Genomic DNA, 14,631 nt, shown 5'->3' with positions numbered 1-14,631 from the left:
GGCCTTCGACCGGACGGAACATTTTTTGCAAGGAGGGTGATCACCCTCGGCAAATCACTCCAGCAACAGCCCTTCAATTACGCCCATCATCTGCGCGTCCGTATCATCACTATCCGCCGACAGGGCGAGTGCCACCAAGGCTCCCGGTTCCGTACCAAAAGCGCGCTTGTAGTCGGCGGCGAGGTTGATGCTCTCGGTGGAACTGCCCTCGCCGGACGGGCGCAGGACCAATGTTTTGCCACGTGCGCCGAGGTAGGGTGAGGCCAGCACCTCTCCGCGTTTATGCGCGCCGCCGTGCACGTAGACCAGCACGCGGCCATTGGGGTTTTTCAGCAGTCTACGGATACTCTGCCGCCCCGCTTGCTCTGCCTCTTCCTTGGGCAGGAAAGCGAAGTAAAGCGCAAGGTTGCGGTCATCCCCGCCTTTCCGGGTCAGGTCGGTCGGCGGGACAGATTTCGCCACGTTCCACCGCCATGAGGCTTTGGACGCATCCCAGTCTGAGGGCGGCAGGAGTTTATAGGTGATCGATACCGACCCCTCCGCGTCCACCACCATCCGGTTGGCAGAGCCATCAAAATCGACGCGCGAGAACCACGCGGCAAACCAGTGGGTCTTCCAGTCGGCAAAGCTGATTGGACCGGCTTGGGCGGGCAAGGACAACGCCGCCATAAGGGCGGGGGCAAGAAAGATACGGGTCAACATGAAACCGGCATATCACCTCCAGTGCATGGATCAATCACCCGGCCCTGATGCTCACGCGCTTGTCAGAGACCGTTAGTGATCACCCCGTCATCTAGCCTAAGCACCCGATCCATCCGGGCGGCGAGTTCAAGGTTGTGGGTGGCGATGAGTGCCGACAGGCCGGTGTCGCGGACCAGCTCCATCAGCGCCGCAAACACGGTGTCCGATGTGGTCGGATCAAGGTTCCCGGTGGGCTCATCGGCCAGAAGGATCGCGGGGCCGTTAGCGAGCGCACGACAAAAGGCGACGCGCTGTTGTTCGCCGCCAGAGAGTTCGGCAGGGCGATGGCTGGCGCGGTCGGCGATGCCCACACGGGTGAGCAGTTCTTCGGACCGTGCGCGGGCCTTACGGTCGGACACACCAGCGGCCAGTTGCGGCAATACCACGTTTTCCAGCGCGGTGAATTCTGGCAGCAGGTGGTGGAACTGATAGACAAAACCGACTTCGTCGCGGCGGGTCTCCGTGCGGCGGCGGTCAGACTGCGCGCCCATATCGCGGCCATTGATTTTCACCTGCCCGGCGTCCGCCCCATCCAGCAGCCCCGCGATGTGCAGGAGCGTGGATTTGCCCGAGCCGGAAGGCGCAACCAAGGCGACCACTTCGCCACGGGCAAGGGTTAGGTCTGCCCCGCGCAGCACGCGGATCTCACCGGGGGTATCAGGATTGAAGGTCTTTTCCAGACCGGTCAGTTCGAGAACCGGATCACTCATCTCATTACTCATAACGCAACGCCTCCACCGGGTTCATCCGCGCCGCCTTGCGGGCGGGGAAGAGTGTGACGATGAATGACAGCGACAGCGACAGGGCAACGGCTGAGAACACGTCCCAGAACTCCAGCTTGGCAGGCAGGCGATAGATGCCGCGGATCGAAGGATCCCACACGCCGCCGCCCGATAGCCAGTTCACGAAGGAAAACACGCTGTCGATGTTGATCGCAAAGAGACAACCGAGGATCACGCCCGCGATGGTGCCCACCACGCCGGTCAGCGAGCCACAGAGGAAAAAGATCCGCAGCACCGCGCCTTCGGTCAGGCCCATGGTACGCAGGATACCAATGTCGCGCCCCTTGTTCTTAACCAGCATGATCAGACCCGAGGTGATGTTCATCGAGGCAATCAGCACCAGAACAGAAAGGATGATGAACATCACATTATCCTCCATATCAAGCGCCCGCAGGAAGGCGCCGGAGCGGTCGCGCCAGGTCCATGTGGTAGAGGGTTCCTGAGCGGCCTCCATGACCGGCAGTAGCATGTCATCGACGCCTTCTGGGTCTTCGACCATCACTTCGATCTCGTCGGCTGTGCCTTCGCGGTTGAAGAAACTCTGCGCCTCTTCAAAGGGCAGGTAAACGCGGGTGCGGTCGATGTCCCAGCGACCTGCGGTGAAGATGTAGGTGACCTCGTAGACATTCACCCGCGGGCTGGTGCCGAATGCGGTTTTCACCCCGTTGGGGGAAATAAGCTTGATCTTATCCCCAGCGGTCACCCCCAGTTCCTGAGCCACCCCGGATCCGATGGCGACGCCTTTCTCGAACTGCGAGATGTCACCCATGTGGCTTTCTGGTTCGGCAATACGCGGAATGGTCAGGAGGTCGTCATAAAAAGTTCCGAAGACCTCAACCCCCGCGTTGGCCTGACCCTTGTTGGCCATGACCTGCCCTTTGATCAGGGGGGCTGTGCGGGTCACACCCGGCACTCTGGCGATGCGGTTGGCCCAGCCTTCAAAGTCGCGAATTTCACGAGTGACCTGCCCGATCTCGTTCACATGAGTTTGCTTGTAGACCGTGACGTGAGAATTGGCGCCAAGGATTGTGTCGACAAACTCATCCCGGAACCCGGTGCGCACCGCAAGCGTGATGATCAGCGCGGCCACCGCCAGAGTGATGCCAATGAGACTGATCCAGGTCATCGTGCTGACCCCGCCTTCCGCGCGGCGAGCGCGCAGGTAGCGCCAGGCGATCATCCATTCGTATCGGGAAAAAGGGGCGGTGCGGGCCAAGGGGCTCTCCGGTTCTGGTTCGGGCGTTGACGGACCCGTTTCTGCTTGTCGGCAAAGTGGGGGTTTCCCCGGCCAAGGTCAAGCACAGGGCGACCAGATCGGCGTTTGAATGCAAAATCCGCCGCGTCGGTGGACAAGCCGCCATCGCTCTGTGGAGAAGCCACAGATTTCTGTGGACAAGTGAGGTTATTTCACAAGTTCCTCTTTACAGGTTAACTGAAACGGGACACCATATCTAGTAAGGAAACGGCGCACAGACCGCCGCACCTAGTACAGGCAACAAATCCTAGGAACCGTTTTTGGGGCAACGGGTGTCAGGGTTTCAACCGCGAAAGGGTACGCCATGGCTGCCACCGAGCACTATCTCGAAACCGAAGACATGCATCCGATCGACATTGTCGAATATATCGCCGAACACCACGCATGGGAATTTGACCGGGTCGCAGATGACCAGATTGCCATGGCAGTTGAGGGACAGTGGCGGACCTATTCGATCACCTTGGCCTGGTCTGATTACGACGAGACGCTCCGGCTCATCTGCACATTCGAGATGGAGCCGCCGGAAGACAAACTTCCGAAGATTTACGAAGCGCTGAACAGCATCAATGATCAGTGCTGGAAAGGGGCCTTCGCCTACTGGCACGAACAGCGCCTGATGGTGTGGCGTTATGGTCTGGCACTGACCGGGGGTGGAATTGCCACACCAGATCAGATCGACCACCTGATCGCCACAGCAGTAGGGACTGCAGAACGTTTCTATCCGGCCTTCCAGTTGGTGGGCTGGGCCGATCACAGTGTTGAACAGGCGATGCAGGTCGCCATCGCAGACGCCTATGGGCGCGCGTAACAGCGACGGACGGGTATAACCAAAAGGGTACATACGGTTCTCCCAGCAAAATTCGGTCTTTCGGGGCCGTTTTTTGTTGTCGTGACTAAGCGTTGGTTTCGGGAGAGGGGCGCTGCCCCTCGCGAGACAAGCTCGCTCACCCCGAGGTATTTCCAGCAAGAAAAAAGGCGCAAGCTCGGATTTCCCATTGCCGCTTGGGAATGCTCTTCATAGTCTCGGCCCATATTCGGGAGGGATGTGATGAATATGGATGATCTGAAGGCGCGCGGATTGGTGCTTCTGGGTTGTGGAAAGATGGGTTCGGCGATGCTTGAAGGCTGGTTGGGCCAAGGCCTGCCAGCGAGTTCCGTCTGGGTCAAGGATCCCTACCCCTCGGGCTGGTTGAAGGGGCTTGAGGGGCTCAATCTGAACACTGCTCTCCCCGTGGATCCGGCGATCGTGCTGATCGCCGTGAAGCCACAGATGATGAGCGAGGCCCTGCCAGAGCTTGCCCCCTTGGGCAATGGCAAGACCCTGTTCCTTTCGGTGGCTGCGGGCACTCCGATTTCCACATACGAAAATATGCTCGGGAGCGAGACACCCATCATCCGCGCGATGCCCAACACGCCAGCTGCAATTTCACGCGGGATCACGGCGATTTGCGGTAATGCCCATTCGAACGCGGCGCAGATGGACCTCGCCGAAGCCCTCTTGAAGGCTGTCGGGCAAGTGGTGCGCCTTGACGGCGAACATCAGATGGATGCGGTCACCGCAGTATCCGGTTCCGGCCCAGCCTATGTGTTTCATCTGATCGAAACTCTTGCGGCAGCAGGTGAAGCAGAGGGCCTGCCGGTTGAGCTTTCAATGCAACTCGCCAAGGCCACTGTTGCGGGCGCGGGCGCACTGGCAGAAGCGGCGGAAGAGGACCCCTCACAGCTGCGCGTGAATGTGACCTCTCCCGGCGGCACAACAGCTGCTGCACTTGGGGTTTTAATGGATGAGACCGATGGGTTTCCTGCGCTGCTGACCCGTGCGGTCAAAGCTGCGGCAGATCGCTCGAAGGAGCTGGCCAATGGCTGATCCTACCGCAGAAATCACATTCGACGACTTCATGAAGGTCGACATCCGCAAAGGCACGGTGATCCGCGCCGAGCCCTTTCCTGAGGCGCGCAAACCGGCGATCAAGCTATGGGTTGATTTCGGGTCAGAGATTGGAGAGCGGAAAAGTTCGGCCCAGATCACCCAGCACTACACGCCCGAAGATCTTGTGGGGAAATCGGTGTTGGGCGTGGTAAATTTTCCACCGCGTCAAATCGGCCCGATGCGGTCGGAGGTGTTGATCCTTGGCCTGTACGATGCGGACGGCAATGTTGGTCTGATCATGCCGGACAAAGACACTCCAGACGGGGCCCGCCTATGCTGAGCCTCTTTATCTCTCGCCCTCTGCCTGACGCAGTTCTGGATCGTGCGCGCGCTCGGTTCGATACAACCATTCGTTCCGACACAACCGGCATGACCGAAGATGAGATGGTCGCGTCTCTTCGTGATTACGATCTGGTGTTGCCGACATTGGGAGATCTTTATTCAGCCGAGGTTTTTGCAAAGGCTGGAAGCATTCGCGCCAAGCTGTTGGCGAATTTCGGGGTGGGCTACAACCATATCGACGTTGAAGCGGCCAAGGCCCACGGGATTGTCGTCAGTAACACGCCCGGCGCCGTAACCGATGCCACCGCTGACACGGCGATGACACTGATCCTGATGACGGCGCGTCGCGCTGGCGAAGGTGAACGCATGGTGCGTGCAGGCGCATGGGAGGGCTGGCATCCGACACAGATGCTCGGCATGCATGTGACTGGCAAAACGGTCGGCATCATCGGCATGGGGCGGATCGGACAGGCCATCGCTCGACGCTGCCATTTCGGGTTTGGCATGAATGTGGTGTTTTACAATCGCTCTGCGAAACAGGTCGATTTCCCGGCAAACCAACTCGACAGCCTGCAGGAGGTCGCCGCCAACTGCGATATACTCATAATCGCCACCCCGGGTGGCGCTGAGACACGCCACCTGATCGGGACCGATACATTTGCCGCAATGCAACCTCATGCCCTGGTGATCAATATTGCCCGCGGTGAGGTCATTGACGAGACCGCCCTGATCGCCGCCCTCGACGCTGATGAAATCGGTGGTGCGGGTCTTGATGTCTATGAATTCGAGCCTGCTGTTCCCGAGACTCTAATCAATCGCGAGAATGTCACCCTGCTGCCCCATCTAGGCACAGCCACGTTGGAAGTTCGTACCGAAATGGGAATGCTCGCCATGGAAAATCTGGAACGGTTTTCACGTGGCGAACCGCTCCTCACACCAGTCTGATCCAGAGGGTCGAACGCCGCGATGCGTTCTCTCTTTTTTCTTGCCAGAAATACCTCCGCCGGAGGCAACACGAGGCAGCGGCGCAGCCGTTGACGAGATATCATGTGCGCCGAAGGCGCTCATTCAGGTGGCGCAGTCGCCTACCGCTTCGCGCCAATGCCGTCGACAAAGCGATACATAGGTTTCATTGCCACCTATCTGCACCTGATCACCATCAACCAGCACCCGACCATTTTCATCCTGACGCACGACCATCGTGGCTTTTTTCCCGCAATGACAGATTGTGCGGGCTTCTCGCATTTCATCGGCCAGCGCGAGCAACGTGGCCGAGCCCGGAAAGAGGTTGCCCTGAAAATCGACACGAAGCCCGTAGCACATGATCGGCACGTTAAGGTCATCAACAGCGCGGGCCAGTTGCCAAACCTGTTCTTGTTCAAGGAATTGCGCTTCGTCGATGAAAATACAGGCGCAGGGGCCCGCGTCCAGCCGAGTTTTGATCTTGGCGAACAGATCCTCGCCTACGGAAAACGTGTCTGCTTCTGCCCCAATTCCGATCCGCGACCCAATCCGGGCAGTCCCTGCCCTGTTATCGAAATTCGCAGTCAGCAGGTAGGTGTCCATATTCCGTTCGTTATAGTTATAGGACGCCTGTAGAAGCAGAGTGGATTTCCCTGCATTCATGGTAGAATAATGGAAGTAGAGCTTTGCCATAGCTCCGAAATACGGTGCATTCCGAACAGGATCAAGCATCAAGCCATCCGGGCCAATTTTTGCAGTATGGGGGAGAAGGCAGGGAACAAACACCTGAGGTCAGTGGCAACGACGTGCCTTGGGGATGGAACAGACCTCATCACTCATACGCGCCCCGCGCTTCACTTAACCCGGTCAAAATTCCCAGGCCATCTCCACTTTTGGGTGCAGACCCCCCATCTGAATCAGCGCCAAGGCGCTGAAACCTACAACTCTTCAATATCTTGACCCCATAAAAGCCATTCCATTGATGTAAGAATAATGGGAAAAGGGGGGCGGAATTCCCCGTGGCCCGTGTATTGGGTCACCGCAAAAGGTTGAAAGCATGGCGAGCATCAGTAGCTATCTGAAGAAACACACTGAAGCCCTGGTAAAGGACGTGGGCTTGGAAGCAGCCTGTACGCTGACCGGAAAATCGAAGGCGACCCTCGGGCGATACTATTCCGATAGCGAGGAGCATAGTGATCGCTTTATGCCGATCAATGCGGTTGCCGTCCTTGAAGAGGCCGCCAAATACCCGCATGTCACCAGCGCACTGGCCGAACTCAAGGGCATTACAATGTCCTATGATGCAGAGCGCAAAAACACCCCGTCAGGTGGTGTAAACGCTGATGTTATTGCGCTTTCTCAACGATTTGCGATGTTGATGGCGGAATATCAGCAGTCTATCGAAGATGGGATCATCACCATCAACGAAGCCAAAAGGTTGCTGCGAGAAACGCTAGCGCTGCAGCACGTATTGCTGGATATGAAGCTGCATCTCGAAGAAGAGGCGGGCTGATCCCACCGACCTCAGATCTGGTCTATCAGGATCACGACCCATGCAATTCCGGCGGCAATAGCGACCAGCGCGACAAATGCGCTGGCAGCGTCTTTTGCGCGCCCTGCCAAATCGTGATGCTCCTGGGTGACCAGATCCACTGCGCGCTCTACCGCGGTATTAATGAGCTCAGCGGCAATCACAAGAAAGCTTATTGAGAGAATCAGCGCGCGCTCTGTGGTGCTCAGATCAAGATAGAACGCGAGTGCGGCTGAAGCGGCCCAAGCATATACCCATTGGCGCACAGATTTCTCATTGCGCCAACCGTCACACCAGCCCTGCCAAGACCAGATACAACGATCCCAGAACCGCGCCAGTTCTTCTTGCACCCGTGCCCGCATCATTGCTCCCGTCGTTCCAGATAGTGGTCCACCGCATCCTGCACCCGGCGAAACCGATCTCCACCCAGCTTAACCCCACCATACCAGCGGGTCACGACAATGATATGATCCGTCAATTCAGCACGTTCCAGCATACGCACGATCACCATGCCAGCACCGCTTTCGCCATCATCCCCTTTTACAGGGCCGTCTTCAAACAGGGCACCCCATGTATTGTGGGTCGCCTTGGCGAATTTCTTGTCTCTTGTCAGTTGCTTGAGAAATGCACGGACGTCGTCTCGAGACGTCACAGGCCCGCCTGTGACTGCGTACTTCGATCCTCGATCCGTGAGAAATCCGGAAAATTGCTGCATCTTCATTCGCGCCATAACGTGACTATAGTTAGGCGCGCTGCGAGCGACTAGCCCAGCCGTTTGAAAAGCTTGCGATTCTGGCAGATTTCCGGTGCGTCATGGGCACCACCTTCGTGGTTGTCGAGCCAAAGCTGACACCCTTCTGGATCCGAGCAGTTCATGCAGCGATGCACAGCATCATCAAGCCCCGTAAAGCTCATACGGCCCGCTTCCACTTCTTCGGTCATATCCAGACCCAGCTTGGCGGCCATGCGCTCAACCAGCTTGGCGTGAAAGGCAAATCCCTGTCTTACAATGTCCTTCATATCTTCAACCTCCATCTCATAGCTTGCAATGAGCGGGCGGCCTTCACCTTGACTTCCATCAAGGAAGTGTTTGGCAGAAACGGTTCCGAGGGCTAGGCTGGGTACATGTTTACCATCGAGCACGAATTCGACGCCACGGTTGTCACATTGGTTGACGAAGGCGAAACCCCATTAAATGAAGATGTAACCATCACCGCATTTGCAAGCTGCGTGACGGTCGAGCAATGGGATCCACGCACCGATAAGGTGCAGAAGATCACACTGTCGATGACTCAGATCACCGATCTTGTGGCGGCTTTGGACCTGCCAGAAGGGATCTATCGCACCGTGCGTCCGGGGGAAGATCTCGGTTGATCCACAGGTTTTCGGTGGAGGAGTCGCGAAGGGGGCGTTGCCCCTCTTGGTCCTTACAGGACCAATTCACCCCAGGATATTTGCAGCAAGAGGAAGGCAGCCGCGTGACGGGGATTGCCTGTCACTCGCCGTTCTGGCTACGCTCAATGTAGGCACGCAGTTCTTCCGCTTCCTGGCGCGCATCCCGCAGGCCATCCATCGCGGCGCGCAGTTCCGCTTCGGTCTGCTGCAGTTGGTTCGACATCTCGGCCTCGCGGCTTTGCAGATAGGTGATGGCCTGATCCCGGGTTTCCTCGGCTTCGTGCAACTGCTGCGCCATCCGGTCAATCTCACTCATGTCGTTGCTGGAGACTTTGGCAAAACGGTGGATGAGCCAATGAGCAAACCAGCCCAGCGCAAAAGCGGCAAAGAGGATGATCGCGGTGACGATGATAAATTCGGTGCGGTTCATTCGCAGTCTCCTTATTGCGACGGGCTGTCGGTTGCTGTTTCGGGGCGCGGGGCCGGACGTGGATCATCAGCGTCGGGGCTTTGCACGAGGGAAGCAGGCCCGGAATAGTCCGGATCCGCTGATTGTGCATTCAGATCGGCATTCTCAGTTTCCAGATCTGAGGCTGTTGCCGGGGCATCGGTCGCATTGGCATCAGATATGCCCTCTTCTGCTTCGACCTCATCCCCAGAGCCATTGGAAGGCTCTTGATCCGGTTGCTCGGGCTCATCTGCTTGCGATCCGTCCGAGATGTCCAGAAGGCGGAATTCGATACGACGATTTGCTTCCCGCCCCTCCTCGGTCTTGTTCGACGCGATAGGATCTTTTTCGCCGTAGCCTTTCGCAACCAGATTCGAGGTCAGCACGCGTCGCACCAGAAGCGCACCGAGCACGGCTTGGGCACGACTCTGCGACAGCGCCTTGTTCATCTCTTCACGGCCTTGGCTGTCGGTATAACCGGCGATTTCCATCCTCACATCTTCACAGGTCTTCAACACTTCAGCGATTTTTTCGAGCGTATCGGAAGCCGAGGCCTCGATATTGGCAGATCCGGGGGCAAAAGTGATCTTGTTCACAGCCATCAGCCCATTGATATCTGACACACATTCTTCCGCGGTGGGCAGACCAAGCACCGGATCCAGTTCCTCAACATAGGTCACATTGACCTGATAGTTCTGGCTGGCCCCCAGCTTGTCGGACAAAAGCCGTGAGATCGCCGCGCTGGCCTCAGGGTCGCCGGTTTTACCGCGTACATCCACCACGTCGGGTTGCACAACCACAACACCATTTCCAAGATGCCCCAGAGCCTCAAGCCCGGCGAGCACGCGAGTTGACCAACCGGCGGGCAAGTCTTCATCAAATCGCGTCGCGGTATAGATCGCCCCAACGCCGAACTCTGCCTTGGCATAGCTTTCGGCAGCGGCGCGCTGCAGATCATCGGTGACACGACCACGCAGTTGCACCTGCCCTTCCGGGCTCAGGGTCGCAACAAACTCGGGCGGGCCATCGCCTTCGCCTGTTCCGTCAATTTTCACTTCCTCAGGCAGTACGGAATGCAGCGAATAAAGTGCAGGAAGATCCCCTTCCAGCTCGCCCACCACCCTGTCAAACACAGTTTGTTTGGTGCCCGCAGGGGCAACCAATGTCACATCCGCGTCAGAAAAGGTCACTGACCCGCCTTCGAATTTGGCAACCGCCGCAATCCCGGCGCTGACGGCGTCGGGCCAATTGGGGGAGGGAACACCAAGGCCGATGGTGCAATCAATGCCCCCTTCCATCCCGGCGCGCAGGGCAGCACTCGCGATCTTGGCTTTACCCGTGTTGTTGTGCGCGGAACACGCGTCAAACCGGGGGCCTTGTTCATCCATCAGGAAGCGCAGGGTAAAGGGCGTGATCACCGGGCGAGGCGCCGAGATATCCATCAGCAGGAGCAGACTACGGGGGGCCGCCCGTTTCAACGCGCGCTCCCAACCTGCTTTCTGTTCGATACTGTCCGAGACGGCCGTGATCGAAACGCGTTTTGCGTCCATCGAGATCTTGGACCGTGGCAGAGTTTCCAGAGCTTTGACGGCAAATGACAACACGTCGTCCCAGTTCTCAGGCACCGGGTAATCCGCTGTGCCCATGAGATCGGTGACAGAAGTACCGCCCGCAATCTCCTTGATTCGATCGTTCAGCTCTTCGCGATCCGATTTCGCCGGGATCAGACCAATCAGCGAAATTCCCGCATCATTGCGCAAAATCTCAAGCGAAAAATGCGGAGGAGCAATTGCCTCGGTAGCAGCCATTTGCATGTTGTCGATCACGCGCGAGGCATCGATCACCGTTCCAGCTGAAGATATGGCGCGAAACCGTGCGATCTCGCTTGGGGCTGTGCCGGAAACCACCACCTGCAAACCATCCGCCTCGACCTCGGCCCAATCGTGACCCTGCAAGACCAGCTCACCTTTCACGCCTTCTGCGGACAGGCGCTCGATCACGGTCACGGCAATACGCCCTCCAACCAATGACAAAAGCGCGGCAACCGCAAAAAAGCCTAGTGCCAGAAATGAAGTTGTGATGCGCATTTTCGGTTCCGGGGTTCAACAGGTTAGGGCTCGGTCGATCAAGCGATGGCCATCTTCTTAGGCGAGGGATGCAAAGGGTGCAATCACACGAACAGGGAAACGGCAAGAAACAGCACGGGAATCAGGCCGGCATTCCGATTTGCGCGGAAAAGGCGCAGGCAATTATCCGGGTCATTGATATCCAGCACACGCATTTGCCACGCAAGATGCCATCCCATCGCCCAAGGCGCGCCCAGCGCGAGAACCAAGGACAGGATATTGCGCGCACCCATCGCCTGCACGACGGCCAGCGCCATCATTACGATGGTCAGGATCATGAACAGCATCAACCATTGCCGCGTCTTTTCCCCAAACAGGCGAGCGGTGGATTTAACACCGATCAACGCATCATCGTCTTTGTCCTGATGGGCGTAGATCGTGTCATAGAAAAGCGTCCAGCTGATCCCTGCAAGGTAAAGAGCAACAGCGGGCCACTCCAACTGTCCACGATGCGCAACCCAGGCCAGAAGCGCCCCCCAGTTGAAGGCAATCCCCAGAAACGCCTGTGGCCACCAGGTGAAGCGCTTGGCAAAGGGGTAGATCAGCACCGGAATCACCGCAAGGAAGCCCAGTGCAATTGCCGCCGGATTGAACGTCAGCAGGATGCCCAGTGATATCAGCGCCTGTAATCCCATCCAGATCACCGCGCCACGCACAGACACCTGTCCTGACGGAATTGGCCGGCTTTTGGTGCGTTCAACGGCGGCGTCAAACTTGCGATCGGTGATGTCATTCCATGTACACCCCGCCCCACGCATCAGGAACGACCCGATAGCACAGCCCAGCGCAATCCACAGATCATAAAGCCCGAACCGCCCCGATTGTCCGGCGGCCAACAAGAGCCCCCACCAGCAGGGGATCAACAAAAGCCACGTCCCAATCGGCCGATCCGCGCGGCTCAGGCGCAGATAAGGCCGCGACCATTCGGGTGCCCAATGATCCACCCAATTGCCCTGATAGGCATCTGCCACCTGCCCGTCTGCCGCAGATGGCACGCTTGGGTCTGGAAGTTCGTCACGTTGGGTCATAGGGTGCTCGCAACTGGAGGTTTGGCCATGAAACAGGCAAAAATCAGGCTCTTTGTAGAGCAGCCTTTGGGCGCGGGGCAAACCGTTTTGCTGGATCGCGATCAGGCGAACTATCTTTTTAACGTCATGCGCTTGTCGGTGGGCGATCTGGTGGCGCTGTTCAACGGGCGAGATGGCGAGTTTGTGGGCGAGGTGGCCGAAGCAGGCAAACGCAAAGGGGCATTGGTCTGCCGCGAACAAACAAAGCCCCTGCAACTGCCCCCCGACCTTTGGCTCTGCTTTGCCCCAATCAAGAAAGCCCGCACCGATTTCATCGTCGAAAAGGCCACTGAAATGGGGGCTGCGGTGATCCAACCGATGCAGACTGAATTCACCAATTCCGAACGCATCCGCCGCGACAGGCTGCAGGCCCACGCAGTAGAGGCCGCCGAGCAATGTGGCGGAACCTATGTGCCCGAGGTTCGCGACCTGACCCGGCTTGATCGCTTGCTTGCCGATTGGCCAGAGGATCGTCAGATCATGTTCTGCGACGAGGCGCTGGTGGGCGCGACAGAGACGCTGGGCCAAGCGGGTGGTGAGAAATGGGCGATCTTCATCGGCCCTGAAGGTGGGTTCTCGGAACCTGAACGCGCCAAGCTTCGCGAGATAGGCCACGCAGTCAGCCTCGGCCCCCGCATCCTGCGCGCCGATACTGCCGCGGTGGCCGCTCTCACAGTTTGGCAGCAACATCTCGGAGACTGGGGATGATCCGACCGGCCCGGCATGGTGACGAAGCCGCCATGATGACATTTCTATCTCTCCACGCAGAAACCACCATGTTTATGCGGGCGGGACTCGCACGGTTTGGCCTTGCCAGTTCTGACCACCCTCATGCCGCAAAATATTGGGTAGAGGACAAATCAGGCGAAATCGTTGGCGTATTTTCCCGGTCCAACGCGGGTTTCCTCAATGCCCGCGGAGAAGGCGCCATATTCTGGCAAGGATTCCATGAAGCAATGCAGGGACAGCAAATCGCTGGCCTGAATGGAGCCGCGGATATCGTCAAAGGAATGCGTGCAGTTCTGGCGCTTGAAGACGCGGCATATGATCTGAACCGGGTGGAGCCGCTTTACCGTCTGGATCTTGACCAAATGCGCGATCCCGGCCCTGATAAGATCCGCAAACCCAAGGCAGAAGATGCCGATCTGCTAACCCGCTGGTTCCGCGCCTATCACATCGAAGCACTCGGTGCGGCAGATGACGAGACACTGACGCGGGTGATCGCGGATCGGGTGGAAAGCACAATTGCCACTGGGCATGTGCGCCTGATGATCGAGGATGGTCAGCCTGTCGCCATGACCGCCTTCAACGCTCAGCTCCCAGACATGGTGCAGATCGGCGGCGTTTACACCCCGCCCGAGGCGCGTGGCCGGGGGCTTGCACGACGCGTGGTGGCCGCCCATCTGAATGAAGTGCGCGCCGAAGGGGTCAAAACCGCAATCCTGTTTGCCAGCGGAGACGCAGCCTGCCGCGCATATGAAGCCATCGGATTTGAACGGACCGGGGAGTACACGCTCGCCATCCTATCCCATCCTGTCACCATCGGAGTCCGCATATGATCCGCCCTGAGGCACGCACACAGATCTTCCGCTATCGCGAAGCCATTATTGGCATCGGTGTCGCTGGACTTGGCCTTTGGTGGGCGATCGGATCCTTGGGCCTTCTAAAGTGGATGGGTGTCGCACTTGCACTTATTGGTGCTGCGATCCTTTGGCAGGGCCTGCAACGAGCCCGTATCCGGGTTGGCTCCGGCGGTGTGGGCGTCGTGCAGATTGACGAGCGACAGGTGATCTATCTGGCACCCATTGGGGGTGGGTTTGCCTCGCTTGATCTGGTGCATGAAATCAGTGTGGCCCGCGATATGGCCGGATTGCCGGTCTGGCGCTTTCGTTCTGGGATGGAGCTTTTGACCATCCCAGTGGCGGCGGAAGGGTCTGAACAGCTTTTCGATGCCATGTCCGTCTTGCCCGATGTGGATATCCCCGCGGCCATCAGCGCAGTGAATGCTGCGATTGACGGACAAGGCGATGACAGAGTCGTTATCTGGAGCCGTAAGGTCGTCCCCCTCCATTGACACTCTCCCCGCTTTCCCCCACCTAATGCGGATCCAA

General features: G+C 58.1%; 19 protein-coding genes. 9 read left to right on the top strand and 10 right to left on the bottom strand.

The window, feature by feature from the left end:
* Positions 1–54: 54 nt before the first annotated feature.
* From O2N63_RS04450 to O2N63_RS04440, 3 genes are all read right to left on the bottom strand, one after another.
* Complete coding sequence (locus O2N63_RS04450; RefSeq protein WP_271053028.1) at positions 55–702, bottom strand: DUF3047 domain-containing protein; 648 nt, start codon at positions 700–702, stop codon at positions 55–57.
* 62 nt (positions 703–764) lie between these two features.
* A complete protein-coding gene (locus O2N63_RS04445) occupies positions 765–1,451 on the bottom strand; it encodes an ABC transporter ATP-binding protein (protein WP_271053355.1) in 687 nt (228 codons plus the stop codon).
* Between the two features lie 4 nt (positions 1,452–1,455).
* Positions 1,456–2,703 carry a lipoprotein-releasing ABC transporter permease subunit gene (locus O2N63_RS04440; protein ID WP_408629789.1) on the bottom strand — a complete coding sequence of 416 codons (1,248 nt, stop codon included), beginning with the start codon at positions 2,701–2,703 and terminating at the stop codon, positions 1,456–1,458.
* A gap of 379 nt (positions 2,704–3,082) precedes the next feature.
* On the opposite strand from O2N63_RS04440, the gene O2N63_RS04435 reads away from it, so the two are divergent.
* The 4 genes from O2N63_RS04435 to O2N63_RS04420 all read left to right on the top strand — a co-directional run bounded on the left by O2N63_RS04435 (position 3,083) and on the right by O2N63_RS04420 (position 5,935).
* A complete protein-coding gene (locus O2N63_RS04435) occupies positions 3,083–3,586 on the top strand; it encodes a type III secretion system chaperone family protein (RefSeq protein WP_271053026.1) in 504 nt (167 codons plus the stop codon).
* Between the two features lie 240 nt (positions 3,587–3,826).
* Positions 3,827–4,645, top strand: a complete 819-nt coding sequence (proC, locus tag O2N63_RS04430; protein WP_271053025.1) for a pyrroline-5-carboxylate reductase — start codon at positions 3,827–3,829, stop codon at positions 4,643–4,645.
* Positions 4,638–4,988 (top strand): tRNA-binding protein, encoded by a 351-nt coding sequence (locus tag O2N63_RS04425; protein ID WP_271053024.1) that lies wholly within the window; start codon positions 4,638–4,640, stop codon positions 4,986–4,988. The genes proC and O2N63_RS04425 overlap by 8 nt, the downstream gene beginning before the upstream one ends.
* Positions 4,985–5,935 (top strand): 2-hydroxyacid dehydrogenase, encoded by a 951-nt coding sequence (locus tag O2N63_RS04420; RefSeq protein ID WP_271053354.1) that lies wholly within the window; start codon positions 4,985–4,987, stop codon positions 5,933–5,935. The genes O2N63_RS04425 and O2N63_RS04420 overlap by 4 nt, the downstream gene beginning before the upstream one ends.
* A 123-nt stretch (positions 5,936–6,058) precedes the next feature.
* Here the strand turns inward: O2N63_RS04420 and O2N63_RS04415 are convergent, their stop codons facing one another.
* Entirely contained in the window at positions 6,059–6,646 is a 588-nt protein-coding gene (locus O2N63_RS04415) for a thymidine kinase (protein ID WP_271053353.1), read from the bottom strand.
* Positions 6,647–7,010: 364 nt separating this feature from the next.
* On the opposite strand from O2N63_RS04415, the gene O2N63_RS04410 reads away from it, so the two are divergent.
* Positions 7,011–7,466 (top strand): hypothetical protein, encoded by a 456-nt coding sequence (locus tag O2N63_RS04410; protein WP_271053023.1) that lies wholly within the window; start codon positions 7,011–7,013, stop codon positions 7,464–7,466.
* 11 nt (positions 7,467–7,477) lie between these two features.
* On the opposite strand, the gene O2N63_RS04405 is transcribed toward O2N63_RS04410, so the two are convergent.
* The 3 genes from O2N63_RS04405 to O2N63_RS04395 are packed head-to-tail and all read right to left on the bottom strand — an operon-like array spanning position 7,478 to position 8,504.
* Entirely contained in the window at positions 7,478–7,846 is a 369-nt protein-coding gene (locus tag O2N63_RS04405; protein WP_271053022.1) for a diacylglycerol kinase, read from the bottom strand.
* Positions 7,846–8,199: a YigZ family protein gene (locus O2N63_RS04400; RefSeq protein ID WP_271053021.1), complete on the bottom strand. Its 354-nt coding sequence runs from the start codon at positions 8,197–8,199 to the stop codon at positions 7,846–7,848. Before O2N63_RS04400 ends, O2N63_RS04405 begins: the two co-directional genes overlap by 1 nt.
* Before the next feature lie 47 nt (positions 8,200–8,246).
* A complete protein-coding gene (locus O2N63_RS04395; protein WP_271053020.1) occupies positions 8,247–8,504 on the bottom strand; it encodes a DUF6455 family protein in 258 nt (85 codons plus the stop codon).
* A gap of 105 nt (positions 8,505–8,609) precedes the next feature.
* Between O2N63_RS04395 and O2N63_RS04390 the strand changes: the two genes are divergently transcribed.
* The gene (locus tag O2N63_RS04390; protein WP_271053019.1) at positions 8,610–8,858 is read left to right on the top strand and encodes a hypothetical protein; all 249 of its coding nucleotides are present in this window, start codon (positions 8,610–8,612) and stop codon (positions 8,856–8,858) included.
* 121 nt (positions 8,859–8,979) lie between these two features.
* Here the strand turns inward: O2N63_RS04390 and O2N63_RS04385 are convergent, their stop codons facing one another.
* The 3 genes from O2N63_RS04385 to ubiA all read right to left on the bottom strand — a co-directional run bounded on the left by O2N63_RS04385 (position 8,980) and on the right by ubiA (position 12,481).
* Positions 8,980–9,309 carry a hypothetical protein gene (locus O2N63_RS04385; protein ID WP_271053018.1) on the bottom strand — a complete coding sequence of 110 codons (330 nt, stop codon included), beginning with the start codon at positions 9,307–9,309 and terminating at the stop codon, positions 8,980–8,982.
* Between the two features lie 11 nt (positions 9,310–9,320).
* Positions 9,321–11,414: an OmpA family protein gene (locus O2N63_RS04380; RefSeq protein WP_271053017.1), complete on the bottom strand. Its 2,094-nt coding sequence runs from the start codon at positions 11,412–11,414 to the stop codon at positions 9,321–9,323.
* Positions 11,415–11,497: 83 nt separating this feature from the next.
* Positions 11,498–12,481: a 4-hydroxybenzoate octaprenyltransferase gene (gene ubiA, locus O2N63_RS04375; RefSeq protein WP_271053016.1), complete on the bottom strand. Its 984-nt coding sequence runs from the start codon at positions 12,479–12,481 to the stop codon at positions 11,498–11,500.
* Positions 12,482–12,508: 27 nt separating this feature from the next.
* Between ubiA and O2N63_RS04370 the strand changes: the two genes are divergently transcribed.
* From O2N63_RS04370 to O2N63_RS04360, 3 genes are read left to right on the top strand one after another with little or no spacing between them, the layout of a single operon-like run.
* Positions 12,509–13,228, top strand: a complete 720-nt coding sequence (locus O2N63_RS04370) for a 16S rRNA (uracil(1498)-N(3))-methyltransferase (protein ID WP_271053015.1) — start codon at positions 12,509–12,511, stop codon at positions 13,226–13,228.
* Complete coding sequence (locus tag O2N63_RS04365) at positions 13,225–14,079, top strand: GNAT family N-acetyltransferase (protein ID WP_271053014.1); 855 nt, start codon at positions 13,225–13,227, stop codon at positions 14,077–14,079. The genes O2N63_RS04370 and O2N63_RS04365 overlap by 4 nt, the downstream gene beginning before the upstream one ends.
* Positions 14,076–14,594: a hypothetical protein gene (locus O2N63_RS04360; RefSeq protein WP_271053013.1), complete on the top strand. Its 519-nt coding sequence runs from the start codon at positions 14,076–14,078 to the stop codon at positions 14,592–14,594. Before O2N63_RS04365 ends, O2N63_RS04360 begins: the two co-directional genes overlap by 4 nt.
* The last annotated feature ends 37 nt before the right edge of the window (positions 14,595–14,631 follow it).

Source organism: Aliiroseovarius salicola (assembly GCF_027891095.1).
In the GTDB taxonomy this organism is placed as follows: domain Bacteria; phylum Pseudomonadota; class Alphaproteobacteria; order Rhodobacterales; family Rhodobacteraceae; genus Aliiroseovarius; species Aliiroseovarius salicola.
Note: the sequence above shows the minus strand (reverse complement) of the source record. Positions and strands in the feature narration are given on the sequence as shown.

What these genes read in the sequence shown, in the direction of transcription:
- O2N63_RS04405 (WP_271053022.1), bottom strand. Translation starts at nt 7,846, where the DNA reads ATGCGGGCACGGGTGCAAGAAGAACTGGCGCGGTTCTGGGATCGTTGT.
- O2N63_RS04365 (WP_271053014.1), top strand. Translation starts at nt 13,225, where the DNA reads ATGATCCGACCGGCCCGGCATGGTGACGAAGCCGCCATGATGACATTT.
- O2N63_RS04360 (WP_271053013.1), top strand. Translation starts at nt 14,076, where the DNA reads ATGATCCGCCCTGAGGCACGCACACAGATCTTCCGCTATCGCGAAGCC.
- O2N63_RS04390 (WP_271053019.1), top strand. Translation starts at nt 8,610, where the DNA reads ATGTTTACCATCGAGCACGAATTCGACGCCACGGTTGTCACATTGGTT.
- O2N63_RS04440 (WP_408629789.1), bottom strand. Translation starts at nt 2,703, where the DNA reads ATGATCGCCTGGCGCTACCTGCGCGCTCGCCGCGCGGAAGGCGGGGTC.
- O2N63_RS04400 (WP_271053021.1), bottom strand. Translation starts at nt 8,199, where the DNA reads ATGCAGCAATTTTCCGGATTTCTCACGGATCGAGGATCGAAGTACGCA.
- O2N63_RS04410 (WP_271053023.1), top strand. Translation starts at nt 7,011, where the DNA reads ATGGCGAGCATCAGTAGCTATCTGAAGAAACACACTGAAGCCCTGGTA.
- O2N63_RS04380 (WP_271053017.1), bottom strand. Translation starts at nt 11,414, where the DNA reads ATGCGCATCACAACTTCATTTCTGGCACTAGGCTTTTTTGCGGTTGCC.
- O2N63_RS04415 (WP_271053353.1), bottom strand. Translation starts at nt 6,646, where the DNA reads ATGGCAAAGCTCTACTTCCATTATTCTACCATGAATGCAGGGAAATCC.
- ubiA (WP_271053016.1), bottom strand. Translation starts at nt 12,481, where the DNA reads ATGACCCAACGTGACGAACTTCCAGACCCAAGCGTGCCATCTGCGGCA.
- O2N63_RS04395 (WP_271053020.1), bottom strand. Translation starts at nt 8,504, where the DNA reads ATGAAGGACATTGTAAGACAGGGATTTGCCTTTCACGCCAAGCTGGTT.
- O2N63_RS04450 (WP_271053028.1), bottom strand. Translation starts at nt 702, where the DNA reads ATGTTGACCCGTATCTTTCTTGCCCCCGCCCTTATGGCGGCGTTGTCC.
- O2N63_RS04445 (WP_271053355.1), bottom strand. Translation starts at nt 1,451, where the DNA reads ATGAGTGATCCGGTTCTCGAACTGACCGGTCTGGAAAAGACCTTCAAT.
- O2N63_RS04435 (WP_271053026.1), top strand. Translation starts at nt 3,083, where the DNA reads ATGGCTGCCACCGAGCACTATCTCGAAACCGAAGACATGCATCCGATC.
- O2N63_RS04385 (WP_271053018.1), bottom strand. Translation starts at nt 9,309, where the DNA reads ATGAACCGCACCGAATTTATCATCGTCACCGCGATCATCCTCTTTGCC.
- O2N63_RS04425 (WP_271053024.1), top strand. Translation starts at nt 4,638, where the DNA reads ATGGCTGATCCTACCGCAGAAATCACATTCGACGACTTCATGAAGGTC.
- O2N63_RS04370 (WP_271053015.1), top strand. Translation starts at nt 12,509, where the DNA reads ATGAAACAGGCAAAAATCAGGCTCTTTGTAGAGCAGCCTTTGGGCGCG.
- proC (WP_271053025.1), top strand. Translation starts at nt 3,827, where the DNA reads ATGAATATGGATGATCTGAAGGCGCGCGGATTGGTGCTTCTGGGTTGT.